We start from the raw sequence: 15953 nt of genomic DNA, 5'->3' as shown, positions 1-15953 counted from the left end.
TATGTTGTATTTTGTGCAACCATTTAGCTGTAATTAGGCCTAAGCACGCCCTACATTGTACTTTATACAGTGATTTAAGCAGGAAACTACTACAAATGACTTTTTCGCAACAAATGGTTGTATTTTATACAACGAAAGATCCCTTCCGTAGTCAGAGCATGTCATTATGTTGTATTAAATGCAATGTAGGCTCTCGACCTTACTGCTGCCAACCGTCCTGTGCCACCTAAATTGCCGTTATATCGCCAACGAACAAGAAAAAAGGCCGCTTACCCCTAAACATATAATGCTTAATGTCAAAAAAAGACCGCCTCCAGCCAATTGGCTTACAGCGATCTTTCCTCTAACCGTTCGTCTCGTATTTCTTGCGCAGTGACTTCGCTAAACCGTCAGCCGCTTTCCAGATATCCCCTGCACCCATGGTTAGCACCAAATCTCCTGGCTGCACATGATCGATTAAATATCCAAGAACTTCTTCCCTTGTAGCAATGTGCTGAACATTAGGATTGCTATTGCTCTTGATCAATTCAACTAGTTTAGCTGAATCTACTCCCTCTATCCGTTTCTCGCCCGCAGGAGAATAAATGTCGGTAATGATAACCTCATCCGCCTCATCAAAAGAGCGGCTAAATTGCTCAAATAGATAATAGGTACGCGTATAGCGTTGAGGTTGGAAGACAGCAATGATTCGTTTGCCTGTTGCTTTGGCAGCAGAAATCGTTGCTTGAATCTCAGTCGGATGATGCGCATAGTCATCAATGACTAGGATGTTTTCTACTTCTCCAAGTACCTGGAATCTACGCTTCGCACCCCGGAACTCTTGAATAGCCTCAGCAATCTTCTCAAAAGGCAGTCCTGCTTCCAAGCATGTGATTAATGTCGCTAATGCGTTATATACATTGTGCTTCCCTGGGACAGACAAGCTAACCTGCCCAAGCAGCGCACCTTTGCTGTGAACGTTAAACGTAACCTTACGGTCGCCTAACGAAATATCGCTGGCTACGTAGTCAGCATTATTATCTATTCCATACGTGATGACTTCGCTTTGAATGGACGGAATCATTTCACGTAAGAACATATCATCCTGACAAACAATCGCTTTTCCACCAGGTCTCACTTGGCTGAGGAATTGCTTGTAAGCTTGCTTTAAGTTCTCGAAATCACCGTTATAGTTCTCTAAATGATCTGCTTCAATGTTATTTACCAGCGCAAGCGTGGGATGATATTGAAGGAAAGTACCATCGCTTTCATCGGCTTCCGCTACAACGAATTCACCTTTGCCTGCTTTGGCATTGCTGCCCACATTCATGATTTCGCCGCCGATAATATAAGTCGGATCTATACCGCAAATTTCCATAACCAAAGCGATCATTGAGGAGGTCGTCGTTTTGCCGTGAGCTCCTGCAACGGCTATGCCTTTGCGTTCATTCATCAGTCTTGCCAGCATCTGTGAGCGGTGAATAACAGGAATATTTAATTCTTCCGCCGCTTGCATCTCCACATTATCTTTGGATAAGGCTGTCGAGTAAACGACCAAATCAGCACCTGATACATTGCGAGCTTCATGCCCTATGAAAACTTGCGCACCCTTCGCTTTTAGCTTTTCCGTTAACTCTTGGTGTGCTAGGTCGGAACCGGAAATCCGGTAACCCATTTCAAGCATGACTTTGGCAATTGCACTCATGCCGTATCCGCCGATGCCAATAAAATGTACGTGTTCTGCTTGACTCACGCCGTTCTCACCATCCTTTTTCAGAATCGGTTTGATAGGTAATCCAAGAACGAACATCGGAGATTAAATACAGCGTGCCGGATACGACCGCCAGATCATCCTGCTCAGTTCTGCTTGTAAGGATTTCTAATGCCCGCTTCCATTCGCGTTCAACCACGATATCCACCTGAAGATTCATATCATGAAGAAGTTCACGTGCTAGCTCGGCGAGCATTTCGGCATCCCCTTTTTTATGAAAATCAGGTTCCGTAATGATAAGTGTATCCACCAATGGTAGTATATGCCTGAGATAGCCCGTATGATTCTTTGTCGAAAGCATTCCCATCATCAGATTCAGCTTTCGGTAACTATAGACGGTTTGGAGTGCAGCCGCAAGTGTCGCAGCACCTTCAGGATTATGTGCACCATCCAGCAAAATACGAGGCTCGTTCGAAATCATCTCAAGCCGGCCAGGCCAGCGAGTCTCTCTCAGCCCTTTGTACAAGTCTTCATCATCTACGATGCATGCATAGTACTGACGAAGCACTTCCAGCGTCATCACGGCCACAGCGGCATTCTTCAGCTGATGTTCACCATTCAGCGAAATTGGCACGCCAGGGATTGGCCGGAATGGCCCCTTGAAATCAAAAGTCTGAAGATCCAATTGACTCGTCACATTCGCGATATCGAATTGATCTCCAAGCGAGTAAAGCGTCGCTTTCTTGGCTTTCGCCGTTTCTTCTATAACGCTCCAGCCTTCATGGGGCTGGGCTGCTGTAATCACTGGAACACCGGCTTTAATAATGCCGGCTTTCTCCGCGGCTACTTTTTCGATGGTATCTCCAAGGATGTCCATATGGTCATGACCAACATTGGTTATGACCGTTACGACCGGATTCACGATATTCGTGCTATCCAGCCTTCCCCCTAGGCCCGTTTCCCATACTACATAATCGGGATAAGCCACCTTGCCGAAGTACATAATAGCGAGCGCCGTAGAAATTTCAAACATCGACGGAGCGCCGAGTTCTGTTTCGGCAATCTCGTCAATAACAGGCAACATGTCATTCACTAGTCTCAGCAAATCAGCTTCTGGAATGTCCTCACCGTTCACTTGGATACGATTCGTATACTTTTCCAAATACGGGGACGTGAACGTCCCCACATCATAACCGCATGCTCGTAAGACCGAAGTTAAATAAGCGCATGTGGAGCCCTTGCCATTCGTTCCCGCTACATGAATGAATTTCAATCTGCGTTCGGGGTGACCGAGTTTCTCCATCAACATCTGCATCCGCTTCAGTCCCGGTTTGATACCGAGTTTCTCCATCCGTCCAACAATCCAAGCGATCGCTTCTTGCGCACTTTGGAAAGCTGCCGGATGGTTGTCTTTGAATTCGTTCATCGATCTCATCCTCATTTACTATATGAATCACCTTGTATACGTAACTAGGCAATCGTTGGTTTTATTGAAATTATCCCTTTAATTCCGCTAAACGAGCAATCACTTTATCCCGCTTATCCGCATAGTCAGCAAGCTTAGCCTTCTCTTCCTCGATTACCTTCGCAGGCGCCTTGGCCACAAAGCCTTCATTGCCCAGCTTTTTCTCAATACGTTCAACTTCCCCATGCAGGGATTGCAGTTCTTTATCCAAACGCACGAGTTCTTGGGCAATATCAATCAGCCCTGCCAGCGGCAAGAATAACTCCGCTCCTGTGATGATCGCTGTCATCGCTTTCTCTGGCGCAGCCATTTCAGCGTCGATTTGCAGCAAAGATGTGTTGCAGAAACGCTTCAGGTACTCTTCGTTCCTCTGAAGAATGTTTTGCGTTTCACTGCTAGCCGGTTTGATCAGCAGCTCAACCTTTTTGCTCATCGGAACATTAACCTCGGAGCGGATGTTACGAACGGAGCGGATTGCATCCATCAGCAGCTCCATCTCACGAACAGCATCTGGCGATTCGAACGCCGGGTTCTCTGCCGGCCAAGAAGCAAGCGTAATCGTTTCACCTTCATGCGGCAAATGCTGCCAAATCTCTTCGGAAATGAACGGCATGAACGGATGAATCAAACGTTGTGTGCGATCAAGCACGTAAGCCAGTACCGATTGCGTCTTCTTCTTCGCAGCTGCATCCGTGCCGTATAAGCTCAATTTACTAAACTCAATGTACCAATCACACAGGTCATCCCAGATGAAATTATACAGCAAGCGGCCGGTTTCACCGAATTCATAGCTGTCGATTAGGCGAGTTACATCGCGAACGGTTTCGTTCAAACGATGCAGAATCCAGCGGTCTGCTGTGCCGAGATGGCCTGTCAGATCGATATCTTCGGCTTTAACGCCTTCGAGGTTCATGAGTGCAAAGCGGGATGCATTCCAGATCTTATTGGCAAAATTCCGAGCTTGTTCCACACGCTCCCAACGGAAGCGGAGATCCTGCCCCGGCGTGCTGCTCGTAGATATCATATAGCGCATAGCATCTGCGCCATATTTCTCAATCACTTCTAACGGATCTACACCGTTACCAAGTGATTTGGACATTTTACGACCTTCGGAGTCGCGTACAAGACCGTGCATCAACACGTCTTTGAACGGAATTTGCTCCGTGAATTCAAGGGCAGTGAAGATCATTCTGGCTACCCAGAAATAGATAATATCATAACCCGTTACTAGAACATTCGTAGGGTAGTAGCGTTTAAGGTCTTCCGTATCATTCGGCCAGCCCAATGTGGAGAACGGCCATAGAGCGGAGCTGAACCAAGTATCAAGAACGTCGTTATCTTGTTTGAGATTCGTGCTTTGGCAATGTGTGCAAGCAGAAGCGTCCTCACGGGATACCGTAATTTGGCCGCAATCCGCGCAGTGCCAAGCTGGAATGCGGTGCCCCCACCAGAGCTGACGGGAAATACACCAGTCACGAACATTTTCAATCCAGTTCAAATAAATCTTTTCAAAACGATCTGGTACAAAATTAACACCTTTGCCTGATTTCTGCGCATCGATCGCTTGATCGGCAAGCGGCTGCATTTTTACGAACCACTGTGTGGACAAATAAGGCTCGATTACAGCACCGCTGCGCTCACTGTGACCTACTTGGTGAACGTGCTCTTCAATTTTGATCAGAACGCCTTGTTCTTTCAGGTCAGCAACGATTTGCTTGCGGCATTCGAAGCGATCTTTGCCTTGGTACGGGCCGCTATTTGCATTCATCGTGCCGGTTTCATCCATCACAAGAATTTGTGGCAGATCATGACGCTTCCCTACTTCGAAATCGTTCGGATCGTGAGCAGGGGTAATTTTGACCGCGCCGCTTCCGAATTCTTTCTCAACATACTCGTCTGCAATAACCGGAATCTCGCGGTTTACAATTGGCAGCAGTAATTTCTTGCCGATCAAATGCTTGTAACGCTCATCCTTCGGATGTACAGCAACCGCCGTATCTCCAAGCATCGTCTCAGGACGCGTTGTAGCGACAACGATGGAATCCAGGCCGTCTGTCGTTTTGTAAGACAAATGATAAAGCGCGCCTTGAACCTCTTTATATTCAACTTCAATGTCCGATAGCGCTGTGCGAGCCGCTGGATCCCAGTTAATAATATAGTTTCCGCGGTAAATAAGTCCTTTTTCATACAAACTAACGAAAACTTCACGAACGGCTTGTGACAACCCCTCATCAAGCGTAAAGCGCTCACGTGAATAGTCTAAGGAAAAGCCCATTTTCGCCCACTGCTCGCGAATTGTGTTCGCATATTGCTCTTTCCATTCCCATACTTTCTCAAGGAATTTCTCGCGTCCCAGATCATAGCGGGATTGGCCATCCTCGCGGAGCTTCTGTTCAACTTTGGTTTGTGTCGCAATGCCCGCATGGTCAGAGCCAGGCAGCCAAAGCGTGTCAAAGCCCTGCATCCGCTTCGTACGAACCAAAATATCTTGCAGTGTAAAATCAAGCGCATGCCCGATATGCAGCATACCTGTAACGTTAGGAGGCGGAATCACAATCGTGTAAGTTTCCGCATCTGGACGACCGCCTGCTTTGAAAAACTCATTTTTAATCCAGTAATCGTACCACTTTCGCTCCGCTTCTTTGGGGTCGTACGTGGTAGGCATTTGCAGCTGCTCTTTGGTTTCATTCGCTTCAGTCATAAGATTACCTCCATTACTTTTATCTCTGTTAAATAGGCTTATGAGGCCTGTAATTAAGCTCATTTACTTGGTTAAATCAAACAAAAAAAGCCCTCCGCCCGCAAAGGACGAAAGGCTTGCTTCCGTGGTACCACCTTTATTCCGCGCAGCTTCAAATAGGAAGCGCGTGGCTCTCAAACAGATAACGGCTGCGGCCGGCAAATGCTAAGTGAGCTAAACCGCGGACCGCGGGCGCTTACCGTCACATTCACAACTCCAGGGCGACTTCGTTCGGTTGCTTCCTATGGAACCTTTCAGCGCTGCAGTTCCACTCTCTGAAGGGCATTCCGCCTACTACTCCCTATCAACGTTTCCAATATTACTCAAAAAGGTTTACATCATATGATAACGAACATTTGAAATAGAGTCAATATATCATTCAAGTATTACCGTTTATAAGTAAAATATGCCGCTTTCAAAAAAGATGTTCCGGAATAGATTAAGAGCCCCCAGCCGTGAAAATGGCCAGAGGCTCTTGCCTATGTATCCAGTTAATTATCTGGGAAGATAAATAACCTGCCCTGCTGAAATCTCCTGATCGCCGAGTCTGTTCAATAGCTGCAGCTCACGAGGATTGAGCTGATAACGCTTGGCAATCGTCTCTAGCGTTTCTTCTTTTTGAACGATGCACATTTTCAGCTTTCTAAATTCTTGGGAATTTGTTTGGTTTTGAAGAAACAGACGTTTCCATTCAACGGCATCTATCCGCGACTCCTCGGCAAGAGCAGCTTGCGCTTCTTCCTCAGCCCGCCTTTTGTCCGTAAGGTAAGAGCCCGCTTTCGAGAGTAATGACTTGAGGCCATACGGGTTGAGGTCGACAGCCTCATTGGCCTTCTTACCGAACGCAACTTTGAGATCTTTTTTCTCTTCCGTAACCACCGTGTTGTCCGAATGGGGGGTCACCTTCAATTCAGTTTGCTCAATTTCTACGACTGCTGAGCCGCCGTCATCCCAGTCGTCTTCTTGTATAGACGATGGTGATGGCTGCAAAGAAGGCGCAGGTGCGGGCTTTTCATCCATTTGCATTGGCATTGGTGTAGGCATTTGCATTTGTGTAGGCATTTGTGTCATCGGCGTAGGCATTGGAGTCGGCATCGGTTGAACCATTGGCTGCTGAAACTGGGGAGTCGGCTGCATATAGGGCATTGGAATCGGTTGAATCGACGGATTCTCTTGAATCGGCTGAATCGGATAGGTTGCAGGCGGCTCGTACCGCGGGAAATTAAGCTCATGCACGAACGTAACTTCCTCTTCCTCCCGCCAGCTCTCGACCGGAGCCGAAACAATTTCGACGCCCTGCAGAGATAACACGCCGGTTACATTCAAACTTCTCGCTGATAATAAATCAATGTCAAAATTCTCAATATCCACTTGAATGTCTTCTACGCGATGAATCCGGTTCAGCGGCAATGTAATCTCTACTGGAATCAAATGCTCAAGTAGTCTTGGGGCTCCCCCTTCTTCGCTGGCATAATTGCCAGTAAGGAGCAAATTCCCTTTAAGTATCGCCTGATCATCCAAAGTAAGCACTTGAATGTGAGGAACCAATTCTACATCATTTAACTCCTGTATCCCCGCCAAATCCTCCTGCAAATGAACACGCTCATAGATATCGAATCTCAGACCTGGTTGTTGTTCAGACACCGGATTAATCCTCCCTTCCATCAAACCCGGATGCCGAAGGCATTCTCGGATTGCTGGTCCATTTACTTGTTTGTCTTTCTAAGTATATGGGTGGCAGGGGCGAGGCATGACTACATTTTTGTTGTCGCCTCTACTTTGTCCAGCAATTGCTGGAAATCAAGTGGCAACGGTGCATGAACCTCAATGAGTTCGTGTGTAACAGGATGCTCGAACGTAAGTCTCTCCCCATGTAGAGCCTGGCGACGAAACAAACGGGCAGAACCCCCGTACAAGACGTCGCCTATAAGCGGATGCCCTAAGTGGCTTAAGTGTACCCGAATCTGATGTGTGCGGCCTGTTTCCAGCTCCAGCTCCACAAGGGCAGCATGCTTCAATTGGCGAAGCACACGATAGTGTGTCATAGCTTGATCGCCGCCAACTGTTACTCTGCGCTTACCAGAATGATGGCGGTCTTTGCCGATAGGCGCATCTATGGTTCCTTGCTTTGCTTTGAATACTCCTTCTGCTAGAGCAACATAACGACGATCAATCCGCTTATCCCGCATGGCTTCATCAAGCAGCACATGTGCCCATTCATTTTTGGCGTATAAAACAGCACCAGTCGTATCTTGATCTAAACGATGGATATGCCGCACGGCGCAGGCTTGACCGGTCGATTCATAATAATAAGCGACGGCAGAAGCCAGCGTACCGCCTTGACCTGCTTCCGAAGGATGTACGGACATGCCTGCCGGTTTATTGACGACAAGGCAGAAATCGTCCTCATACAAGACATCAACGTCTTGGCGTTCAGCTTTGAATGCAGCCTCTTCGTTCGGAAACACATGAAGCCTTACCAGATTGTCTTGTACGCGGATACGCCCTTGGGAGGCTAAACGCAGAAAGTACTTGCGTGGAACCGGCAGCAAAGCTGCAATTTCATCTACAGCGCCGGGCTTCAAAGGTTTCCATGTCTCACTCGGAAGAGGAAGTTCCAGCCATTCCCCGCTGCGTTTCCACACGCTCATGAACGTGTCCCTCTATGAAAAGAAAATACGATCGCAAGTAAGATAAGCAGGAAAATGAGAGTCAAGGCCATTAAATCTATGGGAAAATCAAAAAAGTAGTAGCGTTTCATGAATCAATAACTCCTTAAGAATATTGGATGACGTACATTTTATTTTAACAATTACCAATATCAATTGCATGCAAAAATATGATAATATAAGTCTAGTATTGATTTTTTTCGACATTGAATCATCAAATAGAATACTAGAGCAGGAGAGGAACAACTTGGGTAGCTCAATATTAGAACATTTTCGCAACTACAGTTGGTTAAAGCGTATTTTACTTGTTATAGCTGTATGTACATTCCTTAGTTCAAGCTTTTTATTTCTGACGCCACCTGGGACATTTATTCGTGAATATTTAGCCAAGACGGTCATCACCACGCAGCATCGGGATTGGGCCTGGATTTTCGTAGGCGCACAGCGTAGAGACCAGATGGTCCTTGAAATGCAAAATTTAACTGAGGTCAACTCGGTAGAAAAACAAGATTTGCAAGCCGTTCAGTTTAATACGAATCGTTCCATTGAAAGTCTAGTGAAAGTCGAAGATATCTCCGGTCAGTTCTGGAAAGGTAAAAAGATGTATGTTTACGATCCGCGCACGATTCGTGTCGTCGTTCCTGCTAAGCAAGGCGAAGGCGAGAGAATCACCTCGATGGTTCAGCGCACAGGCGCTGTCGCAGGCGTCAACGGCGGCGGATTTAACGATCCGGACGGCTTAGGAAACGGATTTGCCCCAATTGGAGCTATTATGTCCGGCGGAGAAATTCTTTATACCGACCAAGAAGGCAGCATTCCTCAGCATATTGTTGGGTTTACCAAAGAAGGTACGCTCATTATCGGAAAATATACGATTGATGATCTATTGAAACTCGGCGTTACAGATGCAGTTTCTTTCTATCCGCGTGTTATCGCGAACGGTAAACCACTCATTACAAGCGGTGATGGCGGTTGGGGACGTGCTCCTCGTACAGCTGTAGGCCAAAAAGCGGACGGTACCGTTATTTTCATCGTCATCGACGGCCGCCAAACGCAAAGTGTGGGTGCAACACTGAAGGAAGTACAGGATATGTTCCTGGCAGATGGCGTTATTAATGCAGGTTTCTTGGATGGCGGAGCATCCTCCGAGATGGTTTACAACGACGAGTTGATTACGAAACCTTCCAGCCGTTATGGTGAGCGGCGCTTGCCGTCAGCTTTCCTTGTTTTCGATCATCCAGATGAAGTAAAAGTGAACAACGTTTGGGCAGGACTTACAAACATCGATCCAGGCGGTGCTTATGATCACCCTGATTTCTTGAGAGAACAAGCTGAGATCAAAGCCAAGCCGCCAAAAGCAACACCGAAACCAACAGCAACTCCAACACCGTCCCAAAAACCTGAATCCAGCAGTGATCCAGTCAAGAATGGCGGGACAACACAGAACCCTTCCGTATCAGATAACGGTTCTGGCAAACCAAGCTCGACGGGGAAACCACAAACTTCACCGACGACATCACCAACATCAACGACAACGACAACGCCAACACCAACGCCGACCCCACCAGCGTCATCGGCAACCCCGACTCCTACACCGGGAACAGACGGCGGCACAACAGGTTCCGGAGGCTCCTCAACAGGAGCTTCCGCAACACCAAAACCGAGCGCGACACCAACGCCGAGCTCGAACACTACACAAGGCCAGCAGGGTAATAGTAATGGTGCAATTCCTTCTCAGCCCGTGACTAGCCCTCCAGTGAAATAAGCTAGACTAGGTTACATAGGACCCAAAAGAGGCTGTATCCGAAGTCATCGATCGTAGATGACTCAGATACAGCCTCTTTTGTCGTACTTGCCTAGCCTTACAATCTCTTCAACGCCTCGCGATGAGCATCAATTGTAGCCGCGATATCTTCATCCGTATGAGCCGTGGATACGAACATCCCTTCAAACTGCGAAGGCGCAACTGAAACACCTAAATCAAGTAAATGACCAAAGTATGCATTAAATTTAGCTAAATCCGACGTTTTAGCCGTTTCATAATTCGTAACCTTCGTTTCAGTAAAGAACGGGCAAATCATCGATCCTACGCGATTAATCGTGCTTGCTACACCGAATTCAGCCGCATTGCGTGTGAATCCTGCTTCTAGCATCGCGGATTTGCGCTCCAGCTCCTCATAGACATTCGGCTCGCCTAATAACGACAATGTGGCATAACCTGCTGCCATGGCCAGTGGATTCCCGGACAAAGTCCCCGCTTGGTAGATCGGACCAGCCGGAGCCATTTGCTCCATAATGTCCAGACGGCCTCCATAAGCGCCTACAGGAAGTCCGCCGCCGATTACTTTACCCAGACATGTTAAGTCCGGTGTAACGCCGTACAGGCCTTGTGCGCAGTTCTTGTGCACGCGGAAACCTGTCATAACTTCATCAAAGATAAGCAAAGATCCATATTGCTTTGTAATTTCACGTAGTCCTTCCAAGAACCCCGTAGCAGGAGGAACAACACCCATGTTCCCAGCGATCGGTTCAACGATCAGTGCGGCGATTTCTTCACCGAACTTCTCAAATACGAGCTGTACAGAAGCCAAATCGTTATACGGCACTGTGATCGTATTGCTAGCCACACTGCTAGGGACTCCTGGACTATCAGGCAACCCCAACGTAGCCACACCGGAACCGGCTTTGATCAGCAACGCATCCGCATGCCCATGGTAACTTCCTTCGAACTTGACGATCTTGTCGCGCTTCGTATAGCCACGAGCCAATCGCAATGCGCTCATCGTCGCTTCTGTGCCTGAGTTCACCATCCGAACCATGTCGATAGACGGCACTCGGTCAATGACCAGCTGCGCCATTTGCGTCTCCAAAAGCGTCGGAGCACCAAAGCTCGTCCCCTTCTCGGCAGTCGCTTTAATAGCTTCTAGCACGGCAGGATGTGCATGTCCTACGATAAGCGGCCCCCAAGAGCCTACATAATCAATAAACGTGTTGCCGTCAATATCCGTAACGCGGGATCCAAAACCTTTGTCCATAAACAACGGAGTGAGTCCAACCGATTTAAAGGCGCGAACAGGACTGTTGACGCCACCGGGAATGACCTTCTTGGATTCTTGAAAAGCGGCTGAAGAACGCGTGTCGATTCTGCTCGAATTTTCCATAATTTAATACCCCCCGTTAAACTTTCTGTGCTAGAATGTTGACATAATACCTTTAAAAGGCGGTACCTACCATGCTTGATTATATTAAAAAAGTCCCTTTATTCGCTCGGTTAAATGAAAATCAGCAGCATGCACTGGCACAGATTTGCATAAGACGCTCTTATAAGGGGAATACCGTCCTTTTTTCCGAAAAAGAAATCGGCAACGTTTTTTATATGGTTGTTAGCGGATCCGTTAAGATCTTCACAACTGGCAGCTCCGGCGAGGAGAAAATACTGTCCATCTGCAAATCGGGCGAGAGCTTTGGCGAGTTGTCTCTGATCGATGGCAAGCCGCGCTCAGCTTCGGCGCAAACCTTGGAAAGCTGTGTGCTGCTCTCTATGACAGCGCAAAACTTTCTCGAGCTGCTGCGCAATCATTTTGACATTACTTTAGTCATTATGCAAGAACTTAGCAACCGGCTGCGCGATACGAATCAGCAGGTGTATGATTTGACCTTTTTAGATGCTAGAACGCGGGTCATCAAAAGCTTAATTACAATGGCTAATAAGCATGGCATTCGCTCAGAGAATAAGATCATCATCAAACTCGTGCTCAATTTCGATGAAATTTCACAGCTTGCCGGTGTGCAGAAAGTGATCCTCATGCAAGTCATTCGCGATTTAGAGGAGAAACAAATCTTGGCCATCTCCCCTTCCGACTTCAAGTTGGATCTGGCCAAGCTGCGCTAGACGGAGGCTGTTGTTACAGCTGGCTCCTCAGCGGATATGATACGGTCTGCAAGCTGCCAGGCAACCTCTTTGCCCTGCCTAATGCAGTCAGGTAGGCCAACGCCATGGAACCCTGCGCCCGTTACCAAAACCTGCGGCATAGCGGCATCCAGCTCTTCGCGGAAGCGTGCAATCTGCTCTAGATGGCCTACCGGATATTGGGGCATCGAATGGTTAAGGCGCGTTACCTCTGTAAACAGCGGCTCCGCCGTTAAACCGAGCAAGTTGCGCAGATCATGACGTGCTTTACTGATCAGCTGCTCATCTGACCACGCAGGCCACTCCTGCTCGCCGGAACGGCCGATATAGCAGCGCAGCAGCACCTTGCCTTCTGGCGCCGTGTGCAGCCATTTGGCAGAGGTTAGCGTGCACGCTGTAATCGTGCTGCCCTCATTCCTCGGAACTAGAAAACCCGAGGCATCCAGTTCAAACGGAATATCTTTCCGGTCAAACGCCATGATGACATTCGCGACAGAAATATAATCAATCTTCTTCAATTCGCTAGCTGCAGGGAAGTGCGCCAATATTTGGGCAGCCTGATAGGTCGGCGACGTTAGAATCACGCCATCGACGATTTCGCTGCTGCCATCTTCAAATATGACTTCTGCCTGCTGCCCCGCCTGACGAACAGAAGCAACTCCTACCCCCGAGCGTAGATCTGCTGAATCTAGTGCTGCCACAAGGCCAGTCACAAGCGTCTGCAGTCCTTTCTTGAACGTTACGAAGACTGAATTACGAATTGCTGCAGGTAAGTGCGCTGTTTCTTCGGGAACGTTTTTGCGGCTTGCCATCATCCCCAGGATCAAGCTTCGATGTTTCTGCTCCATCATTCGGAATTGAGGGAACGTTGATTTCAAACTAAGATTGAAAGTATCTCCCGCATAAATCCCCGCTAACAGCGGTTCCACAATACGCTCCAATACCTCTTTGCCTAATCGGCGTTCCAAAAAGTGTCCTAAGGACTCATCGTTCGTGATTTCACGCTTTGGTAAGACCAGATCTAAGGCTGCCCGTATTTTGCCTAGCGGAGAGATAAGGCCTGTCTTCATAAACGGTGTCATTTGTGTAGGAATACCAAGCACTAAACCCGGAGGCATGCGATGCAGCTTCCCTTGACGTACAATATAAGTCTTTTTGGCCTTAGGGTTCGTGCCCGTAAGCTCCTGCTCAAGTCCGAGATCATACGCTAGATCAATAATAGGCCGCTTCCGAGCAAGAAAGGAGTCAGGCCCCTTTTCAATGACGAAGCCCTCTTTCTCGATCGTGCGGATTTTCCCGCCAAACGCCTGTGATTTCTCCACCACAGAAATACGAAATGGAACACCCTCTGCTTCCAACCGTTTCTTTAAATAAAAAGCAGCGCTAAGCCCAGTTATCCCCCCGCCAACGATCATGTAGTGAGGTGTATGGGTGCTCATGACTGTCTACTTACTTCCTGCCATTCGGTGTAGACAACATCGCTTAATGTTTGCATATATAAAGGATCCGTATTGAGTGAGTCCGTTCTTTCTAAATGCAGGCCCAGCTCTTTAGCCAAAGCTTGTGCTTCAATATCTATATCGTAAAGAACTTCCAAATGATCGGAAACAAATCCGATTGGGCAGAGCAGAACGTTCTTCACGCCTTCTTCTTTATGAATTTGCTTAAGAACTTCCAAGATGTCAGGCCCAAGCCATGGCATTGCCGTTTGACCCGCACTCTGCCAGCCGAATTGCCAATTCGTCAACCCTACGCGTTCAGCAATCACCTTGGATGTCGCGAGCAATTGATCCGGATAAGGATCTTTCATTTCTAGAATTTTCTCAGGTAAACTGTGCGCCGTAAAAATAACACGGACGTCACTCTGTTCTACATCAGCGAACTTCGTGAGCGCCTTATCTACCCGAGTGCTTAAAGCATCGATCAATTTGGCATGAAGGTGGTAATTCAGTACGAAGCTCATGCTAAGTCCTAGCGCCTCGGCCTTATCCTTCGCTCTTTTCACATAGCCGCCGACGCTCATTGTCGAGTAGTGAGGCGCCAGAACGACACCTACAGCCTCTGTGATCCCATCCTTGACCATTTGCTCTACACCATCTTCTACATAGGGCTGAGCGTGCTTCAGGCCTTGATAGCACACAAACTCAACTTCCGGATGCTCGGCGCGTAAAGTGTCCTCGAGACCTTTTACCTGCTTATTCGTATTTTCACGCAGCGGAAAGAACCCGCCTACAATCGCTTCATACCGCGCAGTTAATTCGTGTAGCTGCTCAGGTGTAGGCGGATGCCCGCGTCTAATATGCGTGTAATACGCTTCCACCTGATCAAGGCTTTCTGGCGTCCCATAGGACATAACTAATACACCAACGCGACGTTTGGTCATCCTAAACACCACTCTTTTCTGCTTGTTGAGTTAACACGGAATGCGAATACGCATGAATGAATGCCGTCAAATCTTTGAGTTTTTCCAGCGACGCCTCCGGGAATAACCCATGTCCAAGATTGAAAATATAACCGGGCTTCTTCATTCCATCATCCATGATGGCTTTCGCCTGCTGCTCAATTACGTGCATAGGCGCCGTTAAAATATATGGATCCAAGTTACCTTGCACCGCAAAGCGTTCACCTACACGCTCACGTCCTACCGAGATCGGAATACGCCAATCCAAACCAATGACATCCGCTTGCAGATTATGCAAATAAGGAAGTAATTCGCCTGAACTTACGCCAGGGAAATAGATTTTTGGTTCCTTCAAGTGGGAAAACTCTTTGAAAATCCGCTCCATAGTAGGCAGTACATACAATTGGAAATCTGCAGGAGATAGCGCGCCTACCCAGCTATCAAATACTTGAACAGCTTTCGCACCTGCGGCAATGTGGGATTTCAAATAAGTAATCACCATGTCACCCAGTTTGTCCATCAAAGCAAACCAAACGGCAGGTTCGGAATACATAAGCTGCTTCGTACGAATATAGCTCTTAGAGGGTTTCCCTTCAATCAAGTAGCTGGCAATCGTAAACGGCGCACCTGCGAATGAAATAAGGGGAACTTCAAGCTCTTTGTCCAAAATGCGGATTGTCTCAATGATATGGGACAAGTCCTTGTCCACATCAATCGGACGCAAACGTTCAACATCCTGCGCTGTCCGGACCGGTGTATGGATGACAGGACCAACATCTTTGACGATATCAAAATCAATCCCAAGCGAAGCAACGGGATTCATAATGTCTGAATATAGAATTGCCGCATCAACACCAAGCTTCTTAATAGGCAGCATCGTAACTTCTGCAGCAAGCTCCGGCTGTTTACAAATCTCGAGCAAGGTAAACTTTTCTTTAATTTTCCGATAATCCGGATCGTAACGACCGGCTTGACGCATATACCATACCGGCAGTGTATCTACCTGTTCTTTCCGGCACGCTTTAATAAAATTGTCGTTGTAGCTCATGAGGCACCTTCCTCTGGTTTCCATCTATTC

The 15953-nt window shown here is 47.7% G+C and carries 11 protein-coding genes; 2 read left to right on the top strand and 9 right to left on the bottom strand.

Annotation, left to right across the window (positions count from 1 at the left end):
* Positions 1–343: 343 nt before the first annotated feature.
* The 5 genes from murC to AC58VC_RS24740 all read right to left on the bottom strand — a co-directional run bounded on the left by murC (position 344) and on the right by AC58VC_RS24740 (position 8546).
* Complete coding sequence (gene murC, locus AC58VC_RS24760) at positions 344–1789, bottom strand: UDP-N-acetylmuramate--L-alanine ligase (protein WP_497372346.1); 1446 nt, start codon at positions 1787–1789, stop codon at positions 344–346.
* Positions 1740–3125 (bottom strand): bifunctional folylpolyglutamate synthase/dihydrofolate synthase, encoded by a 1386-nt coding sequence (locus AC58VC_RS24755; protein WP_497372763.1) that lies wholly within the window; start codon positions 3123–3125, stop codon positions 1740–1742. Before AC58VC_RS24755 ends, murC begins: the two co-directional genes overlap by 50 nt.
* A gap of 61 nt (positions 3126–3186) precedes the next feature.
* Complete coding sequence (locus AC58VC_RS24750; protein ID WP_497372344.1) at positions 3187–5856, bottom strand: valine--tRNA ligase; 2670 nt, start codon at positions 5854–5856, stop codon at positions 3187–3189.
* 534 nt (positions 5857–6390) lie between these two features.
* Entirely contained in the window at positions 6391–7539 is a 1149-nt protein-coding gene (locus AC58VC_RS24745; RefSeq protein WP_497372342.1) for a LysM peptidoglycan-binding domain-containing protein, read from the bottom strand.
* 110 nt (positions 7540–7649) lie between these two features.
* Positions 7650–8546 (bottom strand): RluA family pseudouridine synthase, encoded by an 897-nt coding sequence (locus AC58VC_RS24740; RefSeq protein ID WP_497372340.1) that lies wholly within the window; start codon positions 8544–8546, stop codon positions 7650–7652.
* 265 nt (positions 8547–8811) lie between these two features.
* On the opposite strand from AC58VC_RS24740, the gene AC58VC_RS24735 reads away from it, so the two are divergent.
* Positions 8812–10329, top strand: a complete 1518-nt coding sequence (locus tag AC58VC_RS24735; protein WP_497372338.1) for a phosphodiester glycosidase family protein — start codon at positions 8812–8814, stop codon at positions 10327–10329.
* Between the two features lie 97 nt (positions 10330–10426).
* Here the strand turns inward: AC58VC_RS24735 and hemL are convergent, their stop codons facing one another.
* Positions 10427–11725, bottom strand: a complete 1299-nt coding sequence (gene hemL / locus AC58VC_RS24730; RefSeq protein WP_497372336.1) for a glutamate-1-semialdehyde 2,1-aminomutase — start codon at positions 11723–11725, stop codon at positions 10427–10429.
* 71 nt (positions 11726–11796) lie between these two features.
* On the opposite strand from hemL, the gene AC58VC_RS24725 reads away from it, so the two are divergent.
* Entirely contained in the window at positions 11797–12456 is a 660-nt protein-coding gene (locus AC58VC_RS24725) for a Crp/Fnr family transcriptional regulator (protein ID WP_497372335.1), read from the top strand.
* Here the strand turns inward: AC58VC_RS24725 and hemG are convergent.
* From hemG to hemE, 3 genes are read right to left on the bottom strand one after another with little or no spacing between them, the layout of a single operon-like run.
* On the bottom strand, positions 12453–13913 hold the full coding sequence (gene hemG, locus AC58VC_RS24720) for a protoporphyrinogen oxidase (protein WP_497372333.1): 1461 nt from the start codon (positions 13911–13913) through the stop codon (positions 12453–12455). The genes AC58VC_RS24725 and hemG overlap by 4 nt on opposite strands.
* Complete coding sequence (hemH, locus tag AC58VC_RS24715; RefSeq protein WP_497372331.1) at positions 13910–14857, bottom strand: ferrochelatase; 948 nt, start codon at positions 14855–14857, stop codon at positions 13910–13912. The genes hemG and hemH overlap by 4 nt, the downstream gene beginning before the upstream one ends.
* Before the next feature lies 1 nt (position 14858).
* Entirely contained in the window at positions 14859–15923 is a 1065-nt protein-coding gene (gene hemE / locus AC58VC_RS24710) for a uroporphyrinogen decarboxylase (protein WP_497372329.1), read from the bottom strand.
* Positions 15924–15953 lie beyond the last annotated feature (30 nt).

It is taken from the genome of Paenibacillus sp. J22R67, assembly GCF_059692175.1.
This window is presented reverse-complemented; position numbering and strand designations above follow the sequence as displayed.